Annotated in this window: 19 protein-coding genes; 12 read left to right on the top strand and 7 right to left on the bottom strand. The window is 54.7% G+C overall.

What is annotated here, in order from left to right; all coding sequences use genetic code 11:
- Positions 1-153: 153 nt before the first annotated feature.
- The 3 genes from B9Y90_RS22505 to B9Y90_RS27385 all read left to right on the top strand — a co-directional run bounded on the left by B9Y90_RS22505 (position 154) and on the right by B9Y90_RS27385 (position 2,839).
- Positions 154-1,275, top strand: coding sequence for a ribosomal protein uL16 3-hydroxylase (locus B9Y90_RS22505; protein WP_085542674.1), 1,122 nt, complete (start codon positions 154-156; stop codon positions 1,273-1,275).
- A 593-nt stretch (positions 1,276-1,868) separates the two neighbouring features.
- Positions 1,869-2,624, top strand: coding sequence for a MerR family transcriptional regulator (locus tag B9Y90_RS22510; protein ID WP_085542675.1), 756 nt, complete (start codon positions 1,869-1,871; stop codon positions 2,622-2,624).
- A gap of 122 nt (positions 2,625-2,746) precedes the next feature.
- On the top strand, positions 2,747-2,839 hold the full coding sequence (locus tag B9Y90_RS27385; protein ID WP_409335219.1) for a hypothetical protein: 93 nt from the start codon (positions 2,747-2,749) through the stop codon (positions 2,837-2,839).
- Here the strand turns inward: B9Y90_RS27385 and B9Y90_RS22515 are convergent.
- The 4 genes from B9Y90_RS22515 to osmF form a co-directional block, all read right to left on the bottom strand.
- A complete protein-coding gene (locus B9Y90_RS22515; RefSeq protein WP_085542676.1) occupies positions 2,820-3,551 on the bottom strand; it encodes an ABC transporter permease in 732 nt (243 codons plus the stop codon). The genes B9Y90_RS27385 and B9Y90_RS22515 overlap by 20 nt on opposite strands.
- On the bottom strand, positions 3,535-4,482 hold the full coding sequence (locus B9Y90_RS22520) for an ABC transporter ATP-binding protein (protein ID WP_039291355.1): 948 nt from the start codon (positions 4,480-4,482) through the stop codon (positions 3,535-3,537). Before B9Y90_RS22520 ends, B9Y90_RS22515 begins: the two co-directional genes overlap by 17 nt.
- Complete coding sequence (locus B9Y90_RS22525) at positions 4,482-5,633, bottom strand: ABC transporter permease (protein WP_039291354.1); 1,152 nt, start codon at positions 5,631-5,633, stop codon at positions 4,482-4,484. Before B9Y90_RS22525 ends, B9Y90_RS22520 begins: the two co-directional genes overlap by 1 nt.
- A gap of 118 nt (positions 5,634-5,751) precedes the next feature.
- Positions 5,752-6,663, bottom strand: coding sequence for a glycine betaine ABC transporter substrate-binding protein OsmF (gene osmF / locus B9Y90_RS22530; protein ID WP_085542677.1), 912 nt, complete (start codon positions 6,661-6,663; stop codon positions 5,752-5,754).
- 281 nt (positions 6,664-6,944) lie between these two features.
- Between osmF and B9Y90_RS22535 the strand changes: the two genes are divergently transcribed.
- Together B9Y90_RS22535 and B9Y90_RS22540 are read left to right on the top strand one after the other, a co-directional pair.
- A complete protein-coding gene (locus B9Y90_RS22535) occupies positions 6,945-8,363 on the top strand; it encodes a glutamine synthetase family protein (protein WP_085542678.1) in 1,419 nt (472 codons plus the stop codon).
- Positions 8,364-8,405: 42 nt separating this feature from the next.
- On the top strand, positions 8,406-9,827 hold the full coding sequence (locus tag B9Y90_RS22540; RefSeq protein ID WP_085542679.1) for an alpha,alpha-trehalose-phosphate synthase (UDP-forming): 1,422 nt from the start codon (positions 8,406-8,408) through the stop codon (positions 9,825-9,827).
- Between the two features lie 718 nt (positions 9,828-10,545).
- Here B9Y90_RS22540 and B9Y90_RS22545 read toward each other — a convergent pair.
- Positions 10,546-11,112, bottom strand: a complete 567-nt coding sequence (locus B9Y90_RS22545) for a YceI family protein (protein WP_085542680.1) — start codon at positions 11,110-11,112, stop codon at positions 10,546-10,548.
- Positions 11,113-11,727: 615 nt separating this feature from the next.
- Positions 11,728-12,273 (bottom strand): helix-turn-helix domain-containing protein, encoded by a 546-nt coding sequence (locus B9Y90_RS22550; RefSeq protein WP_176227897.1) that lies wholly within the window; start codon positions 12,271-12,273, stop codon positions 11,728-11,730.
- Positions 12,274-12,419: 146 nt separating this feature from the next.
- Here B9Y90_RS22550 and B9Y90_RS22555 point away from each other — a divergent pair, with 146 nt between their 5' ends.
- Genes B9Y90_RS22555 through B9Y90_RS22565 form a run of 3 tightly spaced genes read left to right on the top strand, consistent with a single transcriptional unit; the run spans position 12,420 to position 15,694 of the window.
- Positions 12,420-12,683 carry a helix-turn-helix domain-containing protein gene (locus B9Y90_RS22555; protein WP_085542682.1) on the top strand — a complete coding sequence of 88 codons (264 nt, stop codon included), beginning with the start codon at positions 12,420-12,422 and terminating at the stop codon, positions 12,681-12,683.
- A gap of 14 nt (positions 12,684-12,697) precedes the next feature.
- On the top strand, positions 12,698-14,767 hold the full coding sequence (locus B9Y90_RS22560) for a Mu transposase C-terminal domain-containing protein (RefSeq protein WP_254902737.1): 2,070 nt from the start codon (positions 12,698-12,700) through the stop codon (positions 14,765-14,767).
- 9 nt (positions 14,768-14,776) lie between these two features.
- On the top strand, positions 14,777-15,694 hold the full coding sequence (locus tag B9Y90_RS22565) for an AAA family ATPase (RefSeq protein ID WP_085542683.1): 918 nt from the start codon (positions 14,777-14,779) through the stop codon (positions 15,692-15,694).
- Here B9Y90_RS22565 and B9Y90_RS22570 read toward each other — a convergent pair.
- Positions 15,684-16,013 (bottom strand): hypothetical protein, encoded by a 330-nt coding sequence (locus B9Y90_RS22570; protein WP_085542684.1) that lies wholly within the window; start codon positions 16,011-16,013, stop codon positions 15,684-15,686. The two genes, B9Y90_RS22565 and B9Y90_RS22570, sit on opposite strands and share 11 nt — an antisense overlap.
- A gap of 74 nt (positions 16,014-16,087) precedes the next feature.
- Between B9Y90_RS22570 and B9Y90_RS22575 the strand changes: the two genes are divergently transcribed.
- The 4 genes from B9Y90_RS22575 to B9Y90_RS22595 form a co-directional block, all read left to right on the top strand.
- Positions 16,088-16,312, top strand: a complete 225-nt coding sequence (locus tag B9Y90_RS22575; protein WP_085542685.1) for a hypothetical protein — start codon at positions 16,088-16,090, stop codon at positions 16,310-16,312.
- A gap of 253 nt (positions 16,313-16,565) precedes the next feature.
- A complete protein-coding gene (locus B9Y90_RS22585) occupies positions 16,566-16,745 on the top strand; it encodes a hypothetical protein (RefSeq protein ID WP_085542687.1) in 180 nt (59 codons plus the stop codon).
- A gap of 2 nt (positions 16,746-16,747) precedes the next feature.
- Positions 16,748-16,957 carry a hypothetical protein gene (locus B9Y90_RS22590; protein ID WP_085542688.1) on the top strand — a complete coding sequence of 70 codons (210 nt, stop codon included), beginning with the start codon at positions 16,748-16,750 and terminating at the stop codon, positions 16,955-16,957.
- On the top strand, positions 16,947-17,281 hold a 335-nt coding region (locus B9Y90_RS22595), incomplete at its 3' end, for a DUF3164 family protein (protein WP_139827462.1). The genes B9Y90_RS22590 and B9Y90_RS22595, both read left to right, overlap by 11 nt.

A 17,281-nucleotide genomic window follows, 5' to 3' on the forward strand; every position in this document is an offset into this window, starting at 1 on the left:
TAAACGCTTAAATAAAATCAGAAAAAACCGATAGCCCCGGCGTTTTCCGACCGGAGAAAAAGCGGGAATGTTGCGGCAGATTGACCCATGACAAGGTCGGCAGCGGACGCCGCTCCCTATAATCGGCCTCCTTCCGCACAGGGGTAAATAACCGTGGATTATCAACTTAATTTCAACTGGCCAGAGTTTATGGAAACGTACTGGCAGAAAAAGCCGGTAGTGCTCAAAAATGCGCTGCCTGATTTTGTCGACCCTATCACGCCCGACGAACTTGCCGGCCTGGCAATGGAAAATGAAGTCGACAGCAGGCTGGTCAATTTTAAAGAGGGGAAATGGCACGCCAGCAATGGCCCCTTTGAACACTTTGATAATCTCGGCGAGACCGGCTGGTCGCTGCTGGCCCAGGCCGTTAACCACTGGCACGAACCCGCCGCCGCGCTGGTTCGCCCTTTCCGCGTGCTGCCGGACTGGCGGCTGGACGATCTGATGATCTCGTTTTCCGTGCCGGGCGGCGGCGTTGGCCCGCATATCGACAACTATGACGTGTTTATTATCCAGGGCATGGGCAGCCGCCGCTGGCGCGTGGGCGATAAGCTGCCGCTGAAGCAGTTTTGCCCGCACCCGGCGCTGCTGCACGTAGAGCCGTTCACGCCGATCATCGACGAAGATTTAGCCCCCGGAGATATCCTCTATATTCCGCCGGGCTTCCCGCACGACGGCTTCACCCATGAAACGGCCCTGAACTATTCCGTCGGCTTCCGCGGGCCAAACAGCCGCGATTTAATCAGCAGCTTTGCCGATTACGTGCTGGAAAATGATCTCGGCGGCGATCACTACAGCGACCCGGATCTCACCTGCCGGGCAAACTCTGGCAAAGTAGAAAACTACGAGCTGGAACGCCTGCGCGGCATGATGACGGCGTTGATTAGCCAGCCGGAAGCGTTCAACCAGTGGTTCGGCAGCTTTGTGACCACGCCGCGGCACGAACTGGACATTGCCTCTGCAGAGCCGCCTTACGAGCCAGCAGAAGTGGCCGCTGCGCTGGCTGGCGGAGAAGGGCTGATTCGCCTGAGCGGGCTGCGAGTTTTGCAGGTTGGCGAGAGTTTCTTCGTCAACAGCGAACCGCTGGATGTTAACCATCAGGGCGCAGCAGTGGCTATGTGCCGCTACACCCGGCTGACCAAAACGGAGCTGGGTGCTGCCGTGGAGGATGACGAATTTATCCGCCAGCTGACGGCGCTGATTAACCAGGGATACTGGTACTTCGAAGATTAAGTTTGCCCGTCTGAAACCTGGCTGTCAGGCACAGTTGCCCTTTCAAATATTCCCCTCACCCCGGCCCTCTCCCCAAAGGGGAGAGGGAGAAAACAACAAGCAGAACAGTACACAATCTATTCCCTCTCCTTTCCAGGGAGAGGGTTAGGGTGAGGGTAAAAAACCAGCAGCGATGCTGCGGTTTAAGTCAGTGCTGAACATAAAGCGAGGCACGGTTCCGGCTTAAATCGCCTCCGTTTTCTCTCCGACTGACCAGGGTCCGGCCGTCGGGAACGGCCGGAGGTTGAGAGCGTCGGGAACGCATCTCGGCCGACCCAGGACTGGGAGATAAAACGGAGGTCTGCCGCTTCAGCGGTCGATTTATTTCGCCGGGAGTCCGGGTTCTTAGGGGAGTGACGGTGACTCCCCTAAGACGTTCACCGGTGCGAGGGTTACATATAAAACAGAGCTGGAAGTGAACGGAACCTTAGCAAATCCTTCATAGAACATATTTGTAGCTAAGTAACGCAGAACAACGCCCGCCCAAAGAAGCCAAACTCACCAGAACTTACTACAGTTAGTAAGGGCCTCCCCTTAAGGTATCAGGTGACGATATGGCGCTTTATTCCATCGGAGAAGTGGCTGCGCTTTGCAATATTAATCCGGTAACCCTCCGGGCCTGGCAGCGGCGTTACGGGTTGCTCAAACCTAAGCGAAGCGACGGCGGCCATCGCTTGTTTGACTCCGCCGACATCGAGCGGATTCGCGAGATCCAAACCTGGATCGAGCAAGGCGTGCAGGTCAGCAAAGTCAAAAGGCTGCTCAGCGGCGAACACCGCGAAAAAGAGCACGCCTGGGGAGAGCGGCAGGAAACGCTGCTGCGTCATCTGCAAAGCGGTAACCCCAACCTGCTCCGAGCCTGGATAGCCGACATTGGGCGTATCTATCCGGCGCACACCCTGGTGCAACATCTCTATCTTCCGCTGCGTCGCCGCCTTTACGGGCAACAGATTGCGCTGTGCGCGCTGCTTAGCCTGCTGGATGGCGCCCTGATCAACTACATTGCGATGTGTATTGCCACCGCGCGCAAGCAAAACGGCAGAGATGCTTTAGTGGTGGGCTGGAACGTGCAGGACACAACGCGGCTGTGGATGGCGGCATGGATTGCCAGCCAGCAGGGTTGGCGGGTCGATGTGCTGGCTAATTCGCTGAGCAACCTGAAACCGGAGCTTTTTGACCGGCAAACGCTGCTGGTCTGGTGCGGTGACTGCCCCGGAGAACGGCAAATAGACCAGATAGAATCATGGCGTAGCGCAGGGCTGCCGGTGTTTGTGCTGGGCAATATCGAACGCAGACAGACTACAGAGTGACGGCGATAAAGAGGGAAAATCGGCTTTTTCCCTCTTCGTCACAATCAAAGGTTCATTAACAACCCCGCTTCCCTTTATAATCGCTTCGTTAACAAACGGAGCAACGGATGAAACTGTCAAAAATGGCCCTTGTGGGCGGAATGCTGGTTATGGCGATCGGCGGCATTGGCGGCGTGATGCTGGTCGGCTACATCGTTATTTTGCATGGCGCGTGACGTAACTTTCGAGGCGCTCAAACAGGCGGTCAGTGACAATTGCCGCCAGCGCCACCAGCACCGCGCCCTGAATCACATAGGCGGTGTTAAAGCCGCTTAGCCCGATAATAATCGGCGATCCCAGCGTGTTGGCGCCCACGGTAGACGCAATCGTCGCGGTGCCGATATTAATGATCACCGATGTCCTGATGCCCGCCAGAATGACCGGCGCGGCTAGCGGCAGTTCCACCTTACGCAGCATTTGCCCGCGGCTCATGCCGATGCCAAGCGCAATCTCGCGTGCGGATTCCGGCACCGCACCAATCCCCGCCAGCGTCCCCTGTAAAATCGGCAGCAAGCCGTAAATCACCAGCGCGATGATCGCCGGCTCTTGCCCAAACCCCATCATCGGCACCGCCACGGCTAATACGGCCACCGGCGGAAAAGTTTGCCCGGCGGCGGTAATGGTCTCCACCAGCGAACGAAACTCCTCCCCCGCCGGACGCGTGACCAGAATCCCCAGCCCCACGCCTATCACCACCGCAACCACGCTGGAAATCCCTACCAGCGTTAAGTGCGCCAGCGCCAGAGAGACAAAGCTGTCCTGCTGGTACATCGGCCTCGTCAGCTGCGGGAACAGCCAGCTAAACAGCCCGCTGGTGTAGGGCAGCAGCACCAGCAGCGCAACAAAAAGCGCGATAAGCCACAGCAGAGGATCACGCAGCAGGCGCATGTTCTCTCCTCCTGACCAGGTCGCTAAAGTGCAGCACGCCGCAGGGCTGATTCTGCGCATCCACCACCGGCAGTTTTTCGCACTGGCGGTCGATAAACAGCGAGAGCGCTTCGCGCAGCGTCATGTCGGCCCGGATAGGCTCACCTTCCAGGCGTTCATCGGCGCGAATGCTGTCCGCGACGTGACGCAGCGAAAGCAGCCGGACGCCCAGCTCGCTGCGGCCAAAGAAATCACGAACAAAATCGTTGGCCGGGTTAGTCAGCAGCTCCAGCGGTGTGCCCTGCTGGATAACTTTGCCGCCGTCCATCAGCACAATGTTGTCGGCAAGCGTTAAAGCTTCATCGATGTCGTGCGTCACCAGCACGATGGTGCGCCCCAGCAGCTGATGAATGCGGATCATCTCCTGCTGTAGCGTCGCGCGGGTAACCGGGTCCAGCGCACCAAAAGGCTCGTCCATCAGCAGCACTTCGGGGTCGGCCGCCAGCGCACGGGCCACGCCCACGCGCTGCTGCTGCCCGCCGGAAAGCTGATGCGGATAACGGTCGCGGAACTGCGCGGCGTCCAGGCCTAACAACTCCAGCAGCTCGTCAATACGTTCGGCCACCCTCGCTTTCGGCCATTTCAGCAGCTCAGGCACCGTGGCAATGTTCTGCGCCACCGTCCAGTGCGGGAACAGGCCGATGGACTGGATGGCGTAGCCCATGCGGCGGCGAAGCACTTTCGGGTCAAAGCTGCGGATTTCTTCCCCGGCAAAACGAATGCGCCCTTCGTCGTGCTCCACCAGCCGGTTGATCATCTTCAGCGTGGTGGACTTGCCTGAGCCGGAGGTGCCGATCAGCACGGTGAATTGCCCTTCACGGATGTTCAGCGTCAAATCACTGACCGCCGCTTCGCCGTGGAAGTATTTGCTGACGCGATCGAACTCGATCATTATTTTGCCTCCAGCAGAGAAATAAACAGCTTAAACAGCGCATCGACGATCACCGCCAGAGCGATAACCGGCATCACGCCAAGCAGAACCAGATCCAGCGCGCTGCTCAACAGCCCCTGGAAAATAATCGAGCCAAATCCGCCCGCGCCAATCAGCGCAGCGATCACGGCCATGCCGATAGTCTGCACGCAGACCACACGCAGGCTGCGGAGCAGCACCGGCAACGCCAGCGGCACTTCCGCTCGCCAGAAAATTTGCGCCCGCGACATGCCCATGCCCAGCGCGCTTTCCACGATGTTGCGCGGCACCTGCTGCAAACCCGCCACGACGCCGCGCACCAGCGGCAAGAGTGCATAAAGCACCAGCGCAATCAGCGCAGGCGCGACACCAATCCCGCTCACGCCAATTTTCCCCAGCCACGGCAGCCAGGCGGCAAGACCCGCCAGCGGCGCAATAAGCAGGCCGAACAGCGCCACGGACGGCACCGTCTGAATGACGTTGAGCAGAGAAAACACGCCGGATTGCCAGGCCGGGCGGCGATAGCACAGGAGTCCCAGCGGGACGCCAATCAGCAGCGCCGGAACCAGCGTACCGGCCAGCAGGGCCAGATGGCGGCTCAGGGCATCGTCAAACACATCCTGGCGGTTGACGTACTCCTTCATCAGCGAAAGATCGCTGAAATAGCCGGTTGCCAGCAGCGCGACGGGGACGACCCAGACCTGGAGATTCAGCAAGAGCCGCCACAAAGGGCTGGCCGTGAGGCGGTTAGCTGCATCGGCGCACAGCAACAGGCAAACCGCCAGCATCAGCCACAGGCCGCTGCCGGGAGAAGTACGCGCGAGGGAACTGCCCTCAAGGGCAAGCTGGCTCGCGGTGTGCCCCAGCAGTAAAAGCAGACCGATAAACAGCAGTTCGCCAGTGGCAATAATCACCAGTTGAGTGAGGGCGCGTGCGGGTGCCAGCGTCAGGCCAGCCAGCATCAGAAAAGGAATCGCCAGCCAGTAATGCAGCGTGCCGGGCAATTGAGTGATGCCCAGCGGCTCGCCGGAAACCAGGCGGTTAGGCGCATTGTTGATGATCGGGAGTAACATCAAGGCGGCCGCCAGCAGTAACACCAGCAGCAGCAGTACCCTGTTATGAATTTTTAGCAAACGTCATTCCAGCAGATTGATGACAAACAGCCGAAAACCGGCGTTTTCGACTGTTTGAGGCAGACCAGATAACGACGTGCATTTCGGGCTTTGAAGCACGAAGCACGCCGCCAGCAGGCTATTTAACAAAACCTTTTTGCTTTAAGTAATCAGCAGCCACTTTTTTGGCATCCTGACCTTCCACTGCAATTTTCGCGTTCAGTTGCTGCAGGGTTTTCTGGTCGAGGGAAGCAAAGACCGGTTTCAGCCAGTCGCCAATTTGCGGGTACTCTTTCAGCACGGCTTCACGCACCACGGCGGTTGGCGCAGAAACGGCCTGCACGCCTTTCGGGTCGGTGAGCGTTTCCAGGCCCAGGGCCGCAACCGGGCCGTCGGTACCGTAAGCCATCGCGGCATTAACGCCGGAGGTTTGCTGCGCCGCTGCTTTAATGGTTACCGCTGTGTCGCCCCCGGCCAGGGAAAGCAGTTGGCTTTGCTCCAGCTTAAAGCCGTAGGCTTTTTCGAAGGCCGGCAGCGCGTCGGAGCGCTCGATAAACTCGGCGGAAGCCGCCAGCTTAAAGGTGCCGCCCTTTTTCAGGTATTCGCTGAGGTCGGCCAGCGAAACCAGGTGGTTTTTCTCCGCCAAATCCTTACGTACCGCGATAGTGTAAGTGTTATTGGCCGGGGCCGGCGTCAGCCAGACCAGATGGTTTTTTTCGTAATCCAGTTGCTTAACTTTTTCATAGCCTTTTTGGGCATCTTTCCAGGCCGGATCGTTTTCAGTTTTAAAGAAGAACGCACCGTTGCCGGTATATTCCGGGTAAATATCCAGCTCACCGGAGGTAATAGCCCCGCGCACAACCGGGGTTGTTCCGAGCTGGACTTTGTTGACGGTTTTTACGTCATGGCTTTCCAGCACCTGCAAAATAATATTGCCGAGCAAAGAGCCTTCGGTGTCAATTTTCGAGCCGACTTTCACCGGTTCAGCCGCCTGTGCACCTGCCGCCAACATCACTAACCCTGCCAAACCCCAACGTGTTGATATGTTCATAGTTATTCCTCGTTGTTCTTTACTTAAAAATCATGCAGTAAACAAAGAATAGCCGAGTTTGAATCGGCTGGGGAAAGCACTAAGCGGTATATGATATGCGAACTCGTTTGGACAGGCAGGCCGCCGCAAGCGCCATCATCAACGCCTCAACGCTCGGGCTAAAGCCCTACACTTATTGCCATTTATATTTTTTTTACCCGCCTCCTGGGCTTTTTTACCTTCTTTTTATACGCCAGTGAATATGCTCTTTTCGTCGCCGAGAGGCTTAGAAAAAGACCGCCATGAACTCACTCATTCACCACTCACTCGTTAAAAATATTTTTACGCTTTTCGCTTTTCCGCAAGCCTCATCCAATGAAGAATCCGTCGGCCAGTCAGCGCGGCAAAAGCCAGCGGCGGAGCGAGCTAAAGAGTTTGCCGAAGAGGTGCAGCGCTACCTGCAGCGTCACCCAGAGACAAAGCACGTTGATATTTACCTCAATGACGTCAACGGGGCTTTTCGCGGTAAACGTATCGCGGTAGACAGCCTGCTGTCGCTCTCTGCCGGCTGCTATTTCCCGCAGTCCGTTTACGCGATGGATCACGAGGGCAAGCCGTTTAGCCAGGCATCGGCCAGCGAGGAATACGACGAGCCCGACGGGCTTTGCCTGCCGGTGGTGGGGACGCTGCGGCCCTGCGCCCACGACCCGAAGCACAACGCGCAGCTGCTGTTGACCATGAAGCAGAGCGACGGCAGCGGCTACGCGCTGGAACCCAGAGTGGTGCTGGAAAATGTCCTGCAGAAATTTCATTACCACGGCCTGTACCCGGTCGCCGCGCCGGAAATAGAGTTTTATCTGGTCAGCAAAGCCCAACAGGACGTGCCAGCCCAGGGTTGTTTTTATATGCCCGTCCCTTCCGACTACACCGCTTTTATTGAAGCGCTGGAGCAGGCCGCTGCCGACCAAAAACTGCCGCTGAGCGGTATCGTCTGCGAAGCGGAAGCCGGGCAGTTTGAGCTGAACCTGAAGCATGGCAAAGACATCGTTGGCGTGTGCGAAAGCGTGCTGGCGCTGCGCCGCCTGACCAGCATCGTGGCCGATAAGTTTGGCTATCAGGCCAACTTTATGGCGAAGCCGTTTTCGCACCTGGCCGGAAACGGCCTGCATTTTCATATCAGCCTGAATGACCGTAAAGGCGACAACGTTTTTGCCTCCCCGGCGGAAAACCTGAACGAAATGACCCAGCTCTGCCTGGCGGGGATGCTGCAAACCATGCCCGCCGCAGTGGCCGTTATCGCCCCGCACGTTAACTCTTTCAGGCGGCTGCGTAAAAATCTTAACGAGCCGCTGTTCAGCTCCTGGGGCTACAACAAGCGCAGCGCCGCCTTGCGCATCCCCTGCTCCGACGACGGCAACCGCCGCATTGAGTACCGCCTCGCCGGGGCCGACGTGAACCCTTATCTGGCGATGGCCGCTATTCTGACCGGCATGCTTTACGGGCTGGAAAATATCGACAGCGATACCCTGAAAAATTCGGCGCTGTTTGCCCCTGAGCTGCCGCTGTTCCAGCACGTTGCAATCGAAGAATTTCAGCAAAGCCATTACATGACCGAAAGCCTTGGGGAAGCGTTTTCCCGCCAGTGGGTGACCCACAAACTGTCGGAACTGGCGTGGTTTGAAACTATCGTGACCCAGGAAGAAGCGGCGCTGTCCCGCTAACGCCCGTGAACTATCAACCTGAATGCTAACCTGAGGTGATGTATGTCTCGTCTTATTATGCTGTCTAATCGCTGCGAACCAGACCGCGGGCAGCGCGGCGATCCTCTGCTTCCGGTCCTTCATGCCGTTCTGAAGAAACATTCGGGCCTGTGGTTTGGCTGGAACGGTGAAATAGCCGCAGGAAATAAGCAAAGAAAAGAGCGTTTTTTCAGCCAGCCGGGCTACCAGCAATACAGCTGGGCGCTGACGCCCAACGAGTATGACAACTTTTACCAGGGCTATATTCATCAGGTGCTGTGGCCGGTTTTTCATAATCGCCCGGACTTGATCCACTATAAAAAAGAGTATTTCACCACCTGGAAAAACTATAACCATGACGTAAAAGCCCGGGTGGTTGCCAAAATTGAGCCTGACGACCTGGTCTGGGTGCAGGACTACCATCTGCTGTTCACCGGCAAGATGATCAAAGAGGATGGCTACACCAACCGCTGCGGCTTCTTCCTGCATCAGCCCTTCCCGCCAGGCGATGTGCTGCGATCGGTGCCTGAACACGACAGCCTGATGCAGGCGTTATTCAGCTACGATCTGCTCGGCTTCCAGTCGAGCGGAGATGTGAATAATTTCCTCGCCTATGCGCTGCGGTTTTACCGCGTGGAGCGGATGGCAGATAATCTTATTCAGCTTAACGGGCACACTATCAGGCTGGGGATTTTCCCCTGCGGCGTGGATAAAACCCTGCCGCCGCTTTCGCACACCAACGCCGAAGCGGTGCGGAACTACCCTCGCCAGATAGTGATCAGCAACGACACGATCAGCGATATCAGCGGCGTGCATTGCCACCTGAATACGATGGAAACGTTTCTAAGCACGCACCCGGAGTACCTGCGTGACGTCAGCCTGCTGCAAATTTCTGACGCTTCAAGGGGCTATTCGTGGTCGGCGCGGGATCTCTGCGACCAGCTTGAGCACCAGTGCGCAGACATTAACGCCCGCTTTGGGGATTCAGGCTGGTACCCCATCAACTATATTCGCAACCATCTGTGCCATTCCGATTTGATTTACGCGTTTTACCGTAACGCCCACGTGGCGATGTTCACCCCGCTTTCTGAGGGGATGAGCCTGGAGGCAAAAGCCTTTGTTCTCGCGCAGGATGTCGAAGACCCCGGCGTGCTGATGCTGTCGGCCCTGACCGGCACGGCGGAACAGCTGACGGATGCGGTGTTGATCAATCCCTACGATGCCAACGAAGCAAGCCATGCGCTTTATTCCGCGCTGACGATGCCGCTGCACGAGCGCAAACGCCGTCACCAGCAGCTGCTAGCCAAAGTGGAAAGATACGACAGCCAGTGGTGGGCCAGAGCTTTTCTTGATTCACTGAGCGCTGAGCCTGCCCCGGCACCTGCGACGGTGATCCCTTTCCGCGCTTCTCACCACGGGATTTTTACGCCGCAGAATTTGTATTGATGGTTTCCGGGGGGCTTATGGTAGCAAATACCCGCGATTATGCAGGGTCGGCTAAGGTTCCGTTCACTTTGAATCCTGTTTTATTTGCAGCCCCCACACCGGTGAACGTCTTAGGGGAGTCACCGTCACTCCCCTAAGAACCCGGACTCCCGGCGAAATAAATCGACCGCTGAAGCGGCAGACCTCCGTTTTATCTCCCAGTCCTGGGTCGGCTGAGATGCGTTCCCGACGCTCTCAGCCTCCGGCCGTTCCCGACGGCCGGACCCTGGCCAGTCGGAGAGAAAACGAAGGCGATTTAAGCCGGAACCGTGCCTCGCTTCAAGCTCATAGCCACACGGAACGTTAACGTTGCTGCAAGTCTTACAGCCACGCCCTTGCTCCCGGCTCTCAGCGCCCCCGGTTATGACCCAACTCAGGCGGGGTTGAGCTGTCGGGAACAGCGAAAGAGAGCGATCGTCGGGAACGAATCGTGAACGACCCCGAATGTTTGGGTGATGGCCGGTGGGTTTACCGCTTCAGCGGCGATGAGCTCGCCGGGCGCCGGGGGTTGTCAGGGGGCATGGCGTAATGCCACCTGACACGTTCACCGGGCTCTGAGCGTATATGGGAAATCGATCTACGGGTGAACGGAAAATTGAAAGGTTAAAATAGGGACTCCGGCCACCTCAAAGAACAAGCAATTAAATGCATACATAACAAATGGTTAAATTAAAAAAATCTAGCCAACTCTCGCGCGAATTCTAATCTCAATCACAATGCTGTCATCAACCACGGCCTCAAATTTATCCATATTAAAGGCGGCGCGAGAGATAACCGTTGTGGCACGTAAAGAGAGAGCATTTGAGCCTGAAGTTAATGCGGGTGCGTTATCCAGAAGCGCCTCCAAAACCACCGGACGCTGAACATTCTTTACCTGCAGCAGGCCAAAAATCCGGTAACGCCCGTTGCCATGGGCAACAACCCTGGTGCTGGTAAACGTGAGCATCGGATAATGTGCGGTATCAAAGAATAGCCCGCCCTGCAGCTGATACGTCAACAGGCTGTTGGAAGCCTGAAGCGTCGCGGCAGGGATATGTACGCTGATGCTGTCGTGCATATCGTTCCCTGCATCCAGCAAAAGTGAGCCAGTGACACCGTCGAGGTGCGCCTGAGAAGTCCCGCCAAAAGCGCGCCATGAAAGTTCTATCGCGGTTTGCGGCGTGAGGATGCTGTAGCTTTCCGGCGCGGCATACAGCCAGGGACTGAACGACAGGCCAAGGATTATTTTCAGAAGAATACGCAACATGGAGTATTTCCGGTAGCGGACATACTCAGCTAACGTTTCACTCCCGTATTTTATTCATATTTATTTTTATTAATTTTTTGTTGATGCGAAAAACTATAAAAACCAGACAAGCCAGTGAAGTTAGACGTCTAATATCTTAATAACCACACAAAAACAATTACACCAAAATTAATACACTTGATTACATTAATTCCAGAAGAAGATATTTAAAGTTTAAAAAGTCAGTGTCACATTGTGGGTCCCTCACCCTACTCCTCGTGGCAGCGAGACATAATAAAATGTTAAACATTGATGATAAGAATATTACCCAGTCAGTGCTCTCAAAAATTTCAATCCCCACCGACGACCGTATGTGTGGGGGGGAAATCATTTCTGCACTGATCGGAGTCGGATTTAAATAAGAGGAAAGCTTTGGCTGGCGCGGTCTGGAAAGGAATTTAGAGGTTTTGCACTGCGCGAGTAAAAATGATTTTATTTTGAGTTTTTTGTACTGAATTCTGCACTCGTCTGATCTAAGTTTAATACGGTTTAAACTTAATTTAAAAAACGAGAGACATAACAATCACACTGTCCAAAAATTAATCCCACTTGCGGTGGGAGGGTTACTTATACAAGTTATCCAGCCTGCTGTTTTGTATGCGGGGAAGTCAACTCGTCTTCTGTGAATCCTGGATGTGCCCCCTTTTTAATCTGATCATATAGCCGCAATACCCGTGCTCTTTCATTTTCAGGAAGCATAGAGAATTCCGAGATCGAAGAAATACCGGCTAAGGCATTCATAATACCAGATACGCCGTGTTCGACTATCGCAGAAGCGAGACTTCCTCTTTGCTCATCAGTCATCATACTGATGACGTGAGTCATTCCATTGTCGTACTTTAATGCGTTTTCGATACGATCAGTAGTCGGAGCTTCACCAGTGATGAGCCAAGTCATCGGGGCATCACATGCCTCAGCTATGGCTTGAATTTTGTCTATCCCAGGAAAGCTCCTCCCTTTCAGATAGCTCCTTACTGCCGATTCAGATATGCCACATTTGGCGGCGAGAGTAACGTTTGGCATGCCATTCATCGCTACCTTAAGACGTTCAGAGAATCGGTTTATTCCCTGCATGACAATAAACCGCTCGCGGTTTTTTGTGTTAGTACCGGTTTTTTCCATATAACTACCTGAAAAATAATACGATTGCATGAGTCGCTCTATTTTACGAATAAACCACTTGCAATCGGTTTATTGTGCGACTAAATTGTGTATATCCGATAACCGATAGTGATTATCGGTTTAGATAAACGATTGAGGATTACATAATGCAGGTGCAGAAACAAGATTTGACCAGCCTGTTTGTCGATATAGGGCAGGATTGGTCATCCAGAGCCATCGGCCTGGCGCTCGCCCGGAAAGGCTTAAGCATTAACGATCTTGAGAAGGAGTTGTCGCTCGGAAAGAATGGTATTCGTAACGTGTTCTATCGAGAGTGCCCTCGATATGAGCAGGCAATCGCACAAAAAATCGGATTGCATCCAAGTGTGATATGGCCCAGTCGCTATGCTTCTGACGATCACGCGGCCTGACCGGGGGTATGAATATGTCTATCTGGTTAACGGCAAAAGAATGCCTCTCCCTGCCAGGGATGCCTGGAATGGAACACAACGTCCGCAATCGACTTGATAAGATCGCCAGCAATAGTCCTGAACTTCGCCGCCGCAGGACTGGCACCAAGGCATTTGAATACCACGTTGATTGCCTGCCAGCGGCGGTGCGCGAAGTTGTTCTTGCCCGTCGTGCTGAGGCGGTGCTGCAGAAGCCTGAGGTGCAGGAGCAGTTACCGCTGGAACCTGCAGTGCCTGCGGTCAAAGGACACGCTGAGAGGCTTCGCGTTAGCGTTGAGCTGGAAGTGATGCGCAAGTGCCCCGCATTGCTGGAGCGTCAGCTTGGGTCTCTGACCGATAAACAGCGTAAAACGGGTGATGCCCGTATGACCCTGGTGGCCGAAGTTCGCCGTCTGATGGGTGAGTTGAGTATGAGTCGCAAAGATGCAGTGACGCTGATTTCTGCCCGCTCCCGCGAAGGGACGCTGCCGGAGCGTGTTCAGCAGGCTGCTGATATTGCTAATGCCCGCAAGGGTGTGACGCGTACCGGCGTCAGCGTGCGTTCGCTGCAGCAGTGGGTCTCCGATGCCATGACCACCCGGACCGCAGGTGAGCGGATGGCCATTATGGCGCCAGCCAAAATTAAGGCCAAGCCCGCAGAGGCTTATCCGTGGCTGTCTGATTTCATGCGGTTTTATCGCGACCCGGCCCGCCCTTCCGTCGCGATGGCGTATGAGCGATTTGAAGCCGAGTGGTACCTGGTGAATGCCGGGAATGAGGTGATGCTGTCGATGCTGCCCCGGGTTGATACCGTGCGTTATGCTCTCAGCAAAATCCCTAAAGCTGAACGAGAGCGTGGACGCCGGACGGGGTCAGATTATAAGTCCCTGTTGCCGCATGTGCGCCGTGACTGGGAGAAATTATCGGCCAATAGCGTCTGGATTGGTGATGGCCACGGCATGAAGATGGAGGTCATTAATCCGGCAACCGGTAAGCCATTCCGTCCTGAGGTTACGCTGGTGATCGATGGTCGTACACGCGTAGTGGTCGGCTGGAGCCTGGCGGTGTCCGAAAGCCAGATAGCCGTCGGTGATGCCATACGCAATGCTATTACTCACTACGGCGTGCCGCTGATGTATTACTCCGATAACGGTGGCGGTGAGAAGAATAAGGTTTTTGATGCCGATGTGACGGGAATATTTTCTCGTCTGGAGATTGAGCACCCGACCGGCATTCCGGGAAACCCACAGGCGCGCGGCATTATTGAACGTCTGAACCAGGAAATTCCAAAGCGTGCGGCCATGAAATTTGGTTCCTGGGTAGGTAAGTCCGGTGACCGGGAGACGCAGCGCAAGTACGTCAAAGCAGTGGAGTCGGCGGTGACCGCCATTGAAAACGGCAAAGAGTTGAATGAGCGGCAGGTGGCAGCGATGCGCAAGGTGCCAACGTGGGAGCAGCTCATTGAAGAGATTGGGCGCCAGATGGAGCGGCACAACAACCGGCCACACAGCAGCCTGCCGGTGCGGGAGAACGGTGAGTGCTGGTCACCACTGGCGTACCGCAATCATGTGCTTAAAGAAGAGAAAACGGACATTGAAATGCTCACTACGGCGGAACTGCACGAGATGTTCCGGCCAGAGAAAATCTGTACTGCGGTGCGAGGTGAGGTTCAGCTGTTCAGAAATATCTACTTCAGCACTGAACTCAGCAGAGTCGAGGGTGAAAAGGTTCGGGTCTGCTATGACATTCACGATCCGCAGACAGTCATTATCCGCCATATGGACGGTTCATGGATCTGCGATGCCATCTGGAATGGCAATAAGGTTTCTGCATTCCCTGAAGCCCGCGAGGCGCAGCTTAAAGAGAAGCGGGTCAGACGCAGCGTTAAGAAAATGGAAGATAAGATTCGTCGGAGGAAGGAAGAGCTTCGCCCGGCAATTGAGCTGAAACCCGAAATCGATATCAGCCTGTTTTCCGCACCCAATTCAAATAAAGAACCTGACCAGGTTTATTTATTCGAATCCGATTATGAACATGATTTAAAGAAAGCCGGTAATCACCGGTAAGGGATTGAAATGAATGTAAAAGAGAAATTACTCCAGATTCTGGAGCGGCCCAGCTATACCCAAAAAACGGTGGCGACGAAAACAGGGCTCAGTGCTACGGCAGTCTCTCAATATCTGAAGGGGGCCTATAAAGGCAATATCGCCAATGTGGAAGCGGCGCTGACTGATTTTATTAATCGGGAAGAGTGTCGCACTAACCGCCGGGAAGTGAGGGCGACCTTTGTTCCCACCCAACTGGCCATGCGGGCGCTGTCGCTCATCACCGACACTCATATAGATGGCGATATCGGCGTGATATACGGCCCGGCTGGGATGGGTAAGAGCATGGTTTTACGGGAATATTCGTACAAAAGTAAAGGCGCGATCCTGATTGAGGCTGACCCCGGTTGTACGGCGCGGGTGCTGCTGCAGGAGCTGTGTACCCGTCTGGGGGTTAAGCGCACCGGCAATATCCATGAGCTGAGCGAGGAATGTATCCAGGCGCTCACCGGCACCGGCTGGGTGATTCTGGTGGATGAAGCAGAGCTGCTGCCCTACCGGGCACTGGAAGTGTTGCGCCGCATTCACGACCGTTCCGGGGTGGCCATCGTGCTGGCCGGGATGCCGCGCCTGCTGATTAACCTGCGCGGCTCTCGCGGGGAGTTCGCCCAGCTCTACAGCCGCGTGGGGATGTGTCTGAACCTTGAGACCCACAAGGATAAATTCGAGCAGGAAGACTTCAACCGCATTCTGGGCAGTCTGCTGGCGGACGGCGATGAAGACAGCCTGACACAGCCGGAGCTGGCAGAGGCGTTCTTCCGCTGCTCGAAGGGGAATTACCGCCGCATGTTCAAGCTGGCGCGGGGTGTGGTGCGGGCCAGTGCCATCAGAGACCAGGGACTGAGCGTGAAGCTGATCGAGTCCTATGCACAGATGCTTATTCACTAGTTTTTACTGTTGGGCGAATTAGCTTATATGACGGCTCTCCTCTTGCCTTCTGGATTTTGTTTAGTTCGTTAATCGTACCAGCTAGTTGCGTAACCAAACGCAGACGTTCTTCGCCCTGATAGATATCAAGACGTGATTGGTAGGCTTTATAAATTTCGGGGTGGTCTTTGCTGGCAGCCTTAGCTGATTCGAGAATTAGGCGTTGGATTGATTCATAACTAATTATTTGGTTTTGAATCAACAGGCTAATCAAGTCATCAATTATGTCATCGGTGACGAGGCTGTGATTGGCGAGAGATTCAAATTCAGACTTGTTCATATTCAGACCTTATTTAATGAGAGATCGGAATAGTAAAACGAGTAAATCAATATTGTTAGTGAAATGAGGTAGTCATGGAAAAACAAACTGTTAACTGGCGTCACTCGCGTGCGCGTTCGGAAATCCACTCCCACGGTGGGCGGGTTACCGGCTGGCATCGCGGTTTCCCGATCGTCTATGCCCTGCCACCGCTCAGTGGCCCTGTATGGCCTGTGACGGAACTGATTGAAGTGCTGGACGGTGTCCGCAAAGTCACCCGGACATCAAATATCGACGGCTGCACTGTTATCTGGGGGTAGTTATGTCGGCCACAACTGAAAGGCGTTATCTGGATTTTATAGCGCGAGCAAAAAGTAATGGTGCTGCGATGCTGTCTTTTCATTGCCCGCACTGCAACAGCGAAATATTAACCCCTGCAGCCCCGGTTGGCGATGCATGGAACAGCATGAGCACCTGCCCATACTGCGAGGGTTTGTTTATGAAGGTTACGACTAATCATTGCGTTAAAACCGGCGTTTTAAGTCCGGACGCCACCGTTATCTGGGGTGAGTAATGGCAGTGAAATTAGAGGTCACCATTGCGGTGAGCGAGAGTGGCGATTTGGATTTTCGTTTTGAGTTTGAAGACAAAGATATGCGCGACAAGCTGGAGCGTAATATCGCGGAATCCATGGCTGCAGCTTGCCTTAATGAGTTGAAAATACTGGGTAAAACTGACGAGGGAAATAATTAACTATGTCCGTCACGATAATTATCAAAGTGATCCATACCGAAAAGGGGATTGTGCTTGCCCCTGAGATTCAGGCCCCGGCCAATGGTCACTGCCAGCATGAAATGTTGTTTGCCACTGCGACTGTGGCGGCTGCCATCGACGCAGCAAAAGACCTGAATGAAAAATTCAGCAAACTGGAAAATAAACCCGGAGAAAAGAAACATGTCCATTAATAACCGAAATGAAATTGTTCCTGAAGGCTATATGAAAGACCGCAAGGGCCGTCTGGTGCCGGTTGAGCAGGTCTCTGACTATGACCGTGAGATGGACGACTTTGTCCGCGCCCGTGTCGCTGAAGCAAAAGTGAAGAGTCAGGCGATGGCCGACTTTAAACGTCAGTCGTTTGGTGACTGCTACGCCTGGATAGAGCTGGCGGCGGAGAAGTTCGGGCGCAAGCCAGGTGGGCTTAAAGGGAATGTCACCTTCTCCAGCTTTGACGGTAGCCAGCAGATTAAGATTGCCGTGCAGGACAAGCTGACCTTTGGCCCGGAGCTGCA

The sequence above is a fragment of the Cedecea sp. NFIX57 genome, assembly GCF_900177785.1.
Taxonomy (GTDB): Bacteria; Pseudomonadota; Gammaproteobacteria; order Enterobacterales; family Enterobacteriaceae; genus Cedecea; species Cedecea neteri_C.

Coding starts and splice junctions, on each gene's coding strand:
- B9Y90_RS27385 (WP_409335219.1), top strand. CDS start 2,747: ATGGCCCTTGTGGGCGGAATGCTGGTTATGGCGATCGGCGGCATTGGC.
- B9Y90_RS22540 (WP_085542679.1), top strand. CDS start 8,406: ATGTCTCGTCTTATTATGCTGTCTAATCGCTGCGAACCAGACCGCGGG.
- B9Y90_RS22560 (WP_254902737.1), top strand. CDS start 12,698: ATGTCTATCTGGTTAACGGCAAAAGAATGCCTCTCCCTGCCAGGGATG.
- osmF (WP_085542677.1), bottom strand. CDS start 6,663: ATGAACATATCAACACGTTGGGGTTTGGCAGGGTTAGTGATGTTGGCG.
- B9Y90_RS22585 (WP_085542687.1), top strand. CDS start 16,566: ATGGCAGTGAAATTAGAGGTCACCATTGCGGTGAGCGAGAGTGGCGAT.
- B9Y90_RS22570 (WP_085542684.1), bottom strand. CDS start 16,013: ATGAACAAGTCTGAATTTGAATCTCTCGCCAATCACAGCCTCGTCACC.
- B9Y90_RS22515 (WP_085542676.1), bottom strand. CDS start 3,551: ATGCGCCTGCTGCGTGATCCTCTGCTGTGGCTTATCGCGCTTTTTGTT.
- B9Y90_RS22565 (WP_085542683.1), top strand. CDS start 14,777: ATGAATGTAAAAGAGAAATTACTCCAGATTCTGGAGCGGCCCAGCTAT.
- B9Y90_RS22575 (WP_085542685.1), top strand. CDS start 16,088: ATGGAAAAACAAACTGTTAACTGGCGTCACTCGCGTGCGCGTTCGGAA.
- B9Y90_RS22510 (WP_085542675.1), top strand. CDS start 1,869: ATGGCGCTTTATTCCATCGGAGAAGTGGCTGCGCTTTGCAATATTAAT.
- B9Y90_RS22535 (WP_085542678.1), top strand. CDS start 6,945: ATGAACTCACTCATTCACCACTCACTCGTTAAAAATATTTTTACGCTT.
- B9Y90_RS22555 (WP_085542682.1), top strand. CDS start 12,420: ATGCAGGTGCAGAAACAAGATTTGACCAGCCTGTTTGTCGATATAGGG.
- B9Y90_RS22520 (WP_039291355.1), bottom strand. CDS start 4,482: ATGATCGAGTTCGATCGCGTCAGCAAATACTTCCACGGCGAAGCGGCG.
- B9Y90_RS22545 (WP_085542680.1), bottom strand. CDS start 11,112: ATGTTGCGTATTCTTCTGAAAATAATCCTTGGCCTGTCGTTCAGTCCC.
- B9Y90_RS22590 (WP_085542688.1), top strand. CDS start 16,748: ATGTCCGTCACGATAATTATCAAAGTGATCCATACCGAAAAGGGGATT.
- B9Y90_RS22550 (WP_176227897.1), bottom strand. CDS start 12,273: ATGGAAAAAACCGGTACTAACACAAAAAACCGCGAGCGGTTTATTGTC.